Raw genomic sequence first — 6,316 nt, 5'->3', positions numbered from 1 at the left:
GTTGATAGGTGGGGTGTGTAAGTGCTGTGAGGCATTGAGCTAACCCATACTAATTGCCCGTGCGGCTTGGCCATATAAGCTAAGAGACTTGGTTAAGCACTGGATAGACGAAGAGATTTTGTGATCGTCGCAAGCGCATGAAGATGCGAATAATCAAATTAGAGCCACCCTTATTTGAGTAAACCGGCGGCTGTGAGCGAGCGAAGAGTGAGCGAGCAGAGGAAGTAAGTCCGAGAGACTCAGCCAGAATTGCCTGGCGACCATAGCGACGTGGAACCACCTGATTCCATCCCGAACTCAGAAGTGAAACGCGTCAGCGCCGATGGTAGTGTGGGGTTTCCCCATGTGAGAGTAGGTCATCGCCAGGCATTGAAACACAGCAACCCCTGATCGGTAACGGTCAGGGGTTTTGCTTTTGCGGCGAAAAAACGCTGGCCTTGCTCGGCTTCCCGAAATGGGTGAGGGAGTGGGGGAAAGGCGCATCGTATCGGCCGCTTCCTCTCCCCCAGACAGCAGCGTTATCCCCAGTAACGATCCACATAGCCCTGAATTGCTTGCCGCATGAAACGGCTGGAGGCTTCCGCCTGCTCCTCCCAGGCAAAGACACAGCTGGACAGCCACATTCATGCAATGTCCTCTAGTATATGTCCCTCTGAGCGCATAGCTGCCCTTACGCCTCTCTTCATCTAAAGGCTTTCTTCCTATTCTGTTTTAGTCACTTGCTATCAAAAGGCTCATGGGGCTGTCCTTGGTAATGCGGCTGCATACCCTGTTTATTCATGCTAGGAGGTAAAAATCATTTAGATGGTTGCGGAGAGGGTGATATGGCCAATAGATGATGTGTAAGCGCCGTGTTGTGAGTCTCCTTTGTTGATTAACGTTTAGAAATTAGTAGAAGGGCTGCGGTAGTAAAGTTTTCAATATGAATCAGAAATGCCAGAAACGTCATGATATGAGACAGTTATATAAATAGTTTTCTATATATAAATCTCATAAATAAAGGGTTTTAAGGTAAGTGAGTGCTATTTTTAAGAGATTTAGTGCAACAATTGGATTAGGTTTTTTGGGCTGGATTTCATTAGACTGCCTGCGGTAGTGATCATGCTATATCACTGTCTAAACAGTTGGGGGAGGAAGATTTTCCGAGAAAGTTTACCCCCGATTCGAATTCAGGATTAAGGAAGGCCTTTCAATGAAAAAATCCCTGCTAGCTGTTGCTGTTGCCAGTGCTGCTACTCTGCCCGTTCTGGCGCAGGCTGATGCTACTCTTTATGGTCGTCTGCACTTTCAGATGCAGTTTGATAAAAACCAGGACATGAACATTGCCAACGCTGGCCATCGTCTGGGTGTGAAAGGTGAAAGTGAGCTGGACTCTGGTTTGACAGCTTTCTATCAATTGGAAACCCAGTTTGGTAATGACACTGATGGTACCTCCACTGAGGGGACTACCGACGCCAACCTGAAAGTTCGTCATGCAAACGCAGGTGTGAAAGGTGATTTCGGTAAAGTGACTGTAGGTCGCTTTGAGAACCCGATGTACAAAACTGTAGTAGGTGACGTATTCGAGCGTACTTCTGCTGCCTTCACCCAGACTCAGGAGCGTATCGGTAACTCTCTGGCGTATGAGTCACCCAGCTATGCAGGCTTCAATGGCTACGCTGCTATTACTGGTGACGGCGGAAACGAAGATTTTACTGATGAAAATGGTGTAAAACACCGCTACAAGGATGTTGATGGCTACGTTGCCGGTGTGAACTACGAAGCAAACGGCCTATACGCAGGTATTGGCTATGCTCAGTCCCAGTATGAAAAAGATCAGGATAGCTATGATAAGCATGACTACTCCGTAGGTGTAAGTTACACCTATAACAATGCTTTCGTAGGTGCAAACTATGAGCATAACCAACAGTTGGCCACCTCTGCAGGTGCTACTGACGGTTCTATCGATGTGTACGATGTTGCTGCTACCTATACTATCGACAAAACCACCATTGGCGTGAACTACAGCCAGGCTAACCCTGACAACGCTGATAAGCTGAAGCGCAGTCTGGTTGGTGTTTATCATGATCTGGGTGGTGGCGCGGATGTGTACGCTGAGTACTACAACGTGAATGGTGCTGCTGAGCAGGGTGCATCCGATTACGGTATCGATGCTCTGAATGACGGCTTTACCGTTGGTTACCGCGTGAAGTTCTAATAACTCGCACTTCTACGCTTGGATAGACCGCCCCGCTGGTCGGGGTGGCTATCTGCTGCTCCCCTTCAAGCTGCAGATGGCCTGCATTTTCAAATTAACGTGCTGATAATATTGAAACGACCTGTTCGAGCTAGCCAAAACCCTGATTTATCAGGGTTTTTTATTGTCTGAAAATTAGTATTCAAGCACCCGTTTTGCTTTCAGATAGCTGCGCTGCCAGTAGCTGGTTTTCAGGCTATCAATTCTTACTCCACCGCCAGAGCTGTTGGAGTGGATAAATTCGTTATTGCCCAGATAAATACCTGCATGACTGACTCTTCCTCGTCCATTGTGGTTGAAGAACAGCAGATCCCCTGGCTGTAGTTGATTCTTGGCGATGGTCGCGCCAGGAAGTTTGATCATCTCTCTGGTGGAGCGTGGCAGTTTGATACCTGCGGTTTCGTTAAATACGTAATTGATCAAACCACTGCAGTCGAAACCTGAAGAAGGGGTGTTACCGCCAAAATGATAAGGGGTGCCCATCAGGGTCAACGCCTTTTTGAGGACTTGGGTGGCAGGATCGTCGCCGTGCAGATTGTAGTCACTGCCGGGCAGGGCGGAAGTGCGTTTTTTCGTGAAGGAGGAGGGTTGGTCGATAGAGCTGAGGTCTTGATTCTGGCTGTCATCATCAGCAATTTCGCTCTGCGCTGTCTGATCGCCGGAAACATCATAACTGAGGGAGGCTTGATTTTTACTGGGGTTGCCCGTACATGCAGTTAGCAGGACTGAAAAACTCAAGATGATCAATGGTGTTAGGCGCTCGCGCATCTGACCAACCCGCCGCAATAGAAAATGCTAATAACATGGGCTAAAAACTATCTTCCCTGATTGTGTGTTGCGATCAGATGAAGTGGCCCTACCAGACAGAAAATTACGCTAGAGGTTACAGCAAGATCCCTGCCATTGTCGCGAATTTTATTCATTCAATCCGTATCTGGGTCAGTTAGCGTCTGTGCTTTATGGTTCTGGCAAGGATCTATGCCACTTCACGAAGCAGAGAATGTACGTGATTCGCATGATTTTGGTGCAGTTTACGCTACTACAGCGACGCTGCTGCGCGGGAGGCCTGGTCATAGATACCGGATAACGCACGTAATAACGTGCTTGTTGCTCCCATCTCTTCACCGGCGAAACCTAATGTCTGTACTGCATCCAGTAGGCAGTCCCTTCTTACAGCAGCATATTTTTCACAAAGTGCGCGACCTTCTTCAGTGGTAAGGAAATAGGTTTCCTTACCACGTTTTTCTGTAGCAACCAGGCCAAGCTTGAGCAGTTTTTTTAACGCGTAGGTCACGGTATGACTGTCTTCAATATTGAATACCAGGCAAATATCCGCGGCCCGCTTGGGACGATGACGGTGGTTGACACTGTGAAGTGCCAGGATGTCCAGCGAGCCTAGTTCGGGCATGCCGCTTGCGCTCATGCAACGAACTATCCATCTGGAGAAGGCATGGCTTGCCATGATCAGGCCAAATTCAAATTCAGACATTTCTACTGACTGAGTAGACAGATGATCTGAGGAGACGATCGCATGGTGCGCGGGAGTCTGTGGCATGGTTATTGTCCGTCGTAGGGTGTCCATGTATTTTATCGATAAATTATTTATAAAATGCTGATGTTGTCGAGTTTGCTTTGTTTGCGAATAGGGGAGCGTATGCGATGTGGTTGAACTGCGATATGGGTGAAAGTTTCGGTGCCTGGAAAATGGGGATGGATGAAGCCGTCATGCCTTTCATTGATCAGGCCAACATCGCCTGTGGCTTTCATGCTTCGGATCCCCTGATTATGCAGAAAACGGTACGTCTGGCACTGCAGCATAATGTCATGATCGGTGCCCATCCCTCCTATCCAGATCTGGTTGGCTTTGGCCGCAGGTCAATGAGTTGTACTCCGGCAGAAATCACCGCCTTTATTCGTTACCAGTACGGTGCACTGCAGGCTATTGCTCGTGCTGAAGGTGGCAAGGTTGCATATGTTAAGCCTCATGGCGCCTTGCATAACGACATGATGAAAGATGAAAAGGTACTGCGAGCGGTCATGGCTGCACTGGCCAGTGAGCCTGAGCCGTTACCGCTTATGATCATGACTACGGCAGATAACTCCAATGTTAAGGCATTGGCTGCAGAGTATGGCGTGACGTTGTGGCTGGAAGCCTTTGCTGACAGAGGCTATGACGCAGAGGGCTATCTGATGTCTCGAAGTCTGCCTAATGCAGTGCATCACGATGTGGATACTATCGTGCGGCAGGCGCTGACGTTGGCGCGAGGCGAAAGTATCCTGGCGAGCTCCGGAAGTCCGCTCAAGCTGGATGCCGTTACACTTTGCGTTCATGGTGATAACCCGGAATCCATTCGCGCGGTACAGGCTATTCGTGAAGGCATCGATGTCCTGACTACAGCTAAGTAACGTGAGCTAAAAGCCTGCGGGCGTAAGGAGTAATTATGCTGTGGCGAGCACAGATCGTAGGCGTGGACGCCCTGATGCTGTATTTCGGGGATAGGATTGATGAAAAGCTCAGTCCATTGATTCTCGAAGCCAAGCACAGGTTGCAGTCTGGTCTGGCGGAGCGTCTAGTCGAAGTTGTGCCCTCATATACCAGTTTGTATCTCCAGTACGATCTGCTGAGAGATGATCACGCATCTTTTCTGAGTGCTGTTGAGCACTGCCTCCGTAGTCTGGATGTTGATTCTGCAGACAAGGTCGCAGGCGTCATTAAACATATTCCGGTCTATTACTCGCAAGAGTCGGGACCTGACCTGGGTAACCTGGCTCAGAGACATGGCTTGTCGGTTGAGGAAGTGATTGCGCTGCATACCAGCAAGATATACGTCACCTTTGCGATAGGGTTTACCCCGGGCTTTGCCTTTCTTGGGCAAGTGGACGCACGGATTGCTACTCCGCGCATCTCTACTCCACGGACCAAAGTACCCATGGGATCGGTGGGGATCGCTGATACTCAGACCGGAATCTATCCCTCAGTCACGCCGGGTGGCTGGAATCTGATAGGCAGAACACCTTTGCTGATGTTCGATGCAGATCGCTCTGCGCCTGCATTCCTGCAAGTGGGAGACCGGGTACAGTTCACGGCTATCGACAGAGATACCTACTTGCTGCAAGGAGGCATGCTATGAATCAACTTGCTGCAATTGAGGTGCTTCACGGTGGCATGCTGGCCTTGTTACAGGATGCTGGCCGGCGCAGCGTCATGGAGTCAGGTCTGGCAACAGGTGGAGCTGCTGACGGGCATGCTTATGCCTGGGTTAATCGGTTGCTGGCCAACTCAGCCGATGCCAGTGTGATTGAGGTGACGTTGGGAGGGCTACAGGTCCGTTTTGCTGCGGCGACCACGATTGCACTGACCGGTGCGGACTGCCAGCCCCGGCTTAATGGTGATGTCATCCCCATGTGGCAGACCGTTGTGGTGCCGGCAGGAGGAGAGCTGCATTTGGGTCATGTGCGTAAAGGCTTACGCAGTTATTTGGCCGTTGCTGGTGGCTTTCATGTGGAGCGTTCGTTAGGTGGAAGCTGCTCGACGGTCCTGCGCGAAGGGATGGGAGGGCTGGATAACACCGGGCGTCGGCTGGAGGCTGGCGACTGTCTTCACTATGAACCAATGGTGCGTCCGCATCAGGCGGTCAGTAGTCGTTTTATTCCTGACTATCAACAGCCATTAACGCTGCGTGTTGTGCTGGGGGCGCAAGTGGACAGTTTCAGCAATGCCAGCCTGAATACTTTTTTTAGTTCGAGCTATATATTGTCGCCTAAAAGTGATCGCATGGGCATTCGTCTGGAAGGGGCATCCATTGCCAGTTTACGTACAGGGTTGATATCAGAGGGAATCGCCTTGGGGGCAATACAGGTACCTGCAGATGGTCAGCCAATCATCCTGATGCAGGACCGTCAGACTATTGGTGGCTATCCCAAGCTGGGCAGTGTGTTACCTCTTGATCTCTATGCGCTGGCACAGAGACAGCCGGGAGCAGAGTTGAAGTTCAGCCCGATCAGCTTGTTCGAAGCGCAGCAAACTATGGTGACGTTTCTAAAGTTTTTCCGCTAGTCTGCTGGTTTTGATACGCCAGA

6 protein-coding genes and 2 rRNA genes (1 of these 8 running past the window's edge) are annotated in these 6,316 nt (G+C 50.2%); 6 read left to right on the top strand and 2 right to left on the bottom strand.

What is annotated here, in order from left to right; genetic code table 11:
* The 3 genes from QCD60_RS08830 to QCD60_RS08820 form a co-directional block, all read left to right on the top strand.
* Window positions 1-74, top strand: a 23S ribosomal RNA gene (locus tag QCD60_RS08830) (it extends 2,804 nt beyond the left edge of the window).
* Window positions 75-252: 178 nt separating this feature from the next.
* Window positions 253-368, top strand: a 5S ribosomal RNA gene (gene rrf, locus QCD60_RS08825).
* An 824-nt stretch (window positions 369-1,192) separates the two neighbouring features.
* Complete coding sequence (locus QCD60_RS08820; RefSeq protein WP_279784369.1) at window positions 1,193-2,197, top strand: porin; 1,005 nt, start codon at window positions 1,193-1,195, stop codon at window positions 2,195-2,197.
* A 174-nt stretch (window positions 2,198-2,371) separates the two neighbouring features.
* Here QCD60_RS08820 and QCD60_RS08815 read toward each other — a convergent pair whose 3' ends face one another.
* Both QCD60_RS08815 and QCD60_RS08810 read right to left on the bottom strand, forming a co-directional pair.
* Window positions 2,372-3,004, bottom strand: a complete 633-nt coding sequence (locus QCD60_RS08815; RefSeq protein WP_279784367.1) for a C40 family peptidase — start codon at window positions 3,002-3,004, stop codon at window positions 2,372-2,374.
* A gap of 271 nt (window positions 3,005-3,275) precedes the next feature.
* Window positions 3,276-3,791, bottom strand: a complete 516-nt coding sequence (locus QCD60_RS08810; RefSeq protein ID WP_243410206.1) for a winged helix DNA-binding protein — start codon at window positions 3,789-3,791, stop codon at window positions 3,276-3,278.
* A gap of 104 nt (window positions 3,792-3,895) precedes the next feature.
* Here QCD60_RS08810 and QCD60_RS08805 point away from each other — a divergent pair, with 104 nt between their 5' ends.
* The 3 genes from QCD60_RS08805 to QCD60_RS08795 are packed head-to-tail and all read left to right on the top strand — an operon-like array spanning window position 3,896 to window position 6,293.
* Window positions 3,896-4,642 carry a 5-oxoprolinase subunit PxpA gene (locus QCD60_RS08805; RefSeq protein ID WP_279784364.1) on the top strand — a complete coding sequence of 249 codons (747 nt, stop codon included), beginning with the start codon at window positions 3,896-3,898 and terminating at the stop codon, window positions 4,640-4,642.
* 35 nt (window positions 4,643-4,677) lie between these two features.
* Window positions 4,678-5,367: a 5-oxoprolinase subunit PxpB gene (pxpB, locus tag QCD60_RS08800; RefSeq protein WP_279784362.1), complete on the top strand. Its 690-nt coding sequence runs from the start codon at window positions 4,678-4,680 to the stop codon at window positions 5,365-5,367.
* Window positions 5,364-6,293: a biotin-dependent carboxyltransferase family protein gene (locus QCD60_RS08795; RefSeq protein ID WP_279784360.1), complete on the top strand. Its 930-nt coding sequence runs from the start codon at window positions 5,364-5,366 to the stop codon at window positions 6,291-6,293. The genes pxpB and QCD60_RS08795 overlap by 4 nt, the downstream gene beginning before the upstream one ends.
* Window positions 6,294-6,316 lie beyond the last annotated feature (23 nt).

The sequence above is a fragment of the Pokkaliibacter sp. MBI-7 genome (assembly GCF_029846635.1).
Taxonomy (GTDB): Bacteria; Pseudomonadota; Gammaproteobacteria; order Pseudomonadales; family Balneatricaceae; genus Pokkaliibacter.
This window is presented reverse-complemented; position numbering and strand designations above follow the sequence as displayed.

What these genes read in the sequence shown, in the direction of transcription:
- QCD60_RS08810 (WP_243410206.1), bottom strand. Translation starts at nt 3,791, where the DNA reads ATGCCACAGACTCCCGCGCACCATGCGATCGTCTCCTCAGATCATCTG.
- QCD60_RS08805 (WP_279784364.1), top strand. Translation starts at nt 3,896, where the DNA reads ATGTGGTTGAACTGCGATATGGGTGAAAGTTTCGGTGCCTGGAAAATG.
- QCD60_RS08820 (WP_279784369.1), top strand. Translation starts at nt 1,193, where the DNA reads ATGAAAAAATCCCTGCTAGCTGTTGCTGTTGCCAGTGCTGCTACTCTG.
- QCD60_RS08815 (WP_279784367.1), bottom strand. Translation starts at nt 3,004, where the DNA reads ATGCGCGAGCGCCTAACACCATTGATCATCTTGAGTTTTTCAGTCCTG.
- QCD60_RS08795 (WP_279784360.1), top strand. Translation starts at nt 5,364, where the DNA reads ATGAATCAACTTGCTGCAATTGAGGTGCTTCACGGTGGCATGCTGGCC.
- pxpB (WP_279784362.1), top strand. Translation starts at nt 4,678, where the DNA reads ATGCTGTGGCGAGCACAGATCGTAGGCGTGGACGCCCTGATGCTGTAT.